This is a genomic window from Citrobacter sp. wls718, assembly GCF_005280945.1.
Taxonomy (GTDB): domain Bacteria; phylum Pseudomonadota; class Gammaproteobacteria; order Enterobacterales; family Enterobacteriaceae; genus Citrobacter; species Citrobacter gillenii.
Map to the genome: position 1 here is coordinate 53366 of NZ_SZWV01000016.1, position 2199 is coordinate 55564.

Annotated in this window: 2 protein-coding genes and 1 pseudogene; all 3 read left to right on the forward strand. The window is 56.1% G+C overall.

The annotated features are described in order from the left end of the window. Positions 1-1065 (forward strand): annotated as a pseudogene (locus FDW95_RS03170) (transporter substrate-binding domain-containing protein); the annotation flags it as partial. A gap of 9 nt (positions 1066-1074) precedes the next feature. Next, positions 1075-1584 carry a GNAT family N-acetyltransferase gene (locus FDW95_RS03175; RefSeq protein WP_115258469.1) on the forward strand — a complete coding sequence of 170 codons (510 nt, stop codon included), beginning with the start codon at positions 1075-1077 and terminating at the stop codon, positions 1582-1584. 9 nt (positions 1585-1593) lie between these two features. Then, positions 1594-2199, forward strand: a 606-nt coding sequence (locus FDW95_RS23425) for an ABC transporter permease subunit (protein ID WP_249358893.1), incomplete at its 3' end; no start/stop codon positions are given.

The following is a 2199-nucleotide window of genomic DNA, read 5'->3' on the forward strand; positions in this document are numbered from 1 at the left end:
TTTGTTGAACAGGTGATCCCGTTACTTCAGGCGCGCGGTCTGTTCCGTCTTGACTACCCCGGCACGACTTTGCGTGCCAGCCTTGGCTTAGCGACACCTGCCAATCAATTCACACAATAAGAGACAAATACGATGCAGAAAAAATCATTACTTTTGGCGCTGTCCCTGGCTTTCAGCGCTTCCGTCTGGGCAAACGATGTCACCATCAACGGCACGGGCGTAAGCCTGGAGGCCAATAAAACGCCGATTAACACGGTGAAAAACGCGCAGGCGATCGCGCAGTTGCCCGCCAGGCTGCAGCTGGCCGTACCGGGTAAATTCACGGTGGCGATTGCCGGACTGAGCCAGCCGCCGCTGACGGTGTTTGCAGATGACAATAAAACGCTGATCGGCAGCGAGGCGGATATCGCCCGTCTGGTGGCCGACAGTCTGGGGCTGGAGCTGAACGTGGTGCCAACGTCATGGGAAGACTGGCCGTTGGGCGTAGCTTCCGGCAAATATGATGCTGCGATCAGCAATATTACCGTCACCAAAGCGCGCAAAGAAAAGTTCGACTTCGCCACGTATCGTAAAGATTCACTCGGTTTTTACGTCAAAACCGGCAGTAAGTTGACCAAAATTGAACAGGCAAAAGATATCGCCGGGCTGCGCATTATTGTCGGCTCCGGGACCAACCAGGAAGCCATTCTTCTGGCATGGAATGAAGAGAACCTGAAGAAAGGGTTACCGGCGTTTACGCCAGTCTATACCAAGGATGATGCCGCCCAGACGCTGGCGCTACAGTCAGGCCGCGCCGATGCCTATTTTGGCCCTAACGTTATCGGCGCGTGGAAAGCAGCGCTCAATGGAAAAACGCAACTCGTGGGTAGCGTCGACGGTGGCTGGCCAAAGGCCGCGCATATCGCCGTAACGCTGAAAAAAGACAGCGGATTGGTACAGCCGGTGCAAACCGCGCTTAACGGTGTGATCGCCAACGGTGACTACGACAAAGTCTTGAATCGCTGGGGAGAGGGGGTGGAACGCATTCCACAATCTGAAATCAACCCGGCCGGTTTAGGCGACTAAGGAGGTAACGTGAGCGATCAATTCCGCGTGGTCTCGCCGGAGGCGGCAGAACTGCAGCCGATTCTGAACGGTCTGTTTGCTGAATATGCCGCGCGCTATGGCGATTATTTTTCCCGTGATGCTGAAGTTGAATTGACTGAATGGTATCTGGCGCCGCAGGGGATCTTTGTGGTGCTGGAGCGCGACGGCGAGATTATCGCCACCGGGGCCTACAAACCTTACGACAAAGACACGGCTGAGATTAAACGCATCTGGACCCAAAGCACCCTGCGTAAGCAGGGGCTGGCGGCGCACGTGGTACAGGAACTGGAACGACGGGCGCTACTGGCGGGCTACAGCCGTATCTACCTGACGACAGGGTTTCGCCAACCGGAGGCCGTTCAGCTCTATTTGCGTCAGGGGTACGATCCACAATTTGATATTGCACGTAACCCGGAAGAGTACAGCCTGCCGCCGTTTGACGGTCGGCTGCGCTTTACCAAACTGTTGACCATCGCAGGTCAGGCAAAAATTGCCTGAGGAGAAAAAATGAAAACGACGGAAACCATCAAAGTCGTCCCGGCACGCTATCCGATGCGCACGGCAGGTGCGATAGTCGCGCTGTTTGTGCTGGCGGTGATTATCCAGTCGGTGGCGTTTAATCCGCGTTGGGAGTGGGGCGTGTTTGCCCGCTGGTTCTTCGACCCGGTGATTTTGTCCGGTCTGGGGCAAACGCTGCTGCTGACCCTTATCGGCACACTGTTGAGCGTGGTGTTCGGTGGATTGCTGGCACTGGCCCGCCTTTCATCATCGTGGCTGTTGAATAGCCTGGCCTGGGGATACATCTGGCTGTTTCGCTCGCTGCCGCTGATTGTGGTGCTGATAATCTTATACAACTTCTCGTATCTGTACGACACGCTGGCGATTGGCATTCCGTTCACCAGCGTTCAGTGGGGCAGCTTCGCCACTATCAATGTGCTGGGTCAGTTTTCTACCGCGGTAGTGGGTTTGACGCTGGTGCAAAGCGCTTATACCGCCGAAATCATTCGTGGCGGATTTCTCGGTGTCGATCACGGTCAGTATGAGGCCGCGGCAGCGCTGGGTTTACCAGCCTGGCGACGCACGCTGCGCATTATCCTGCCGCAGGCGCTGCGC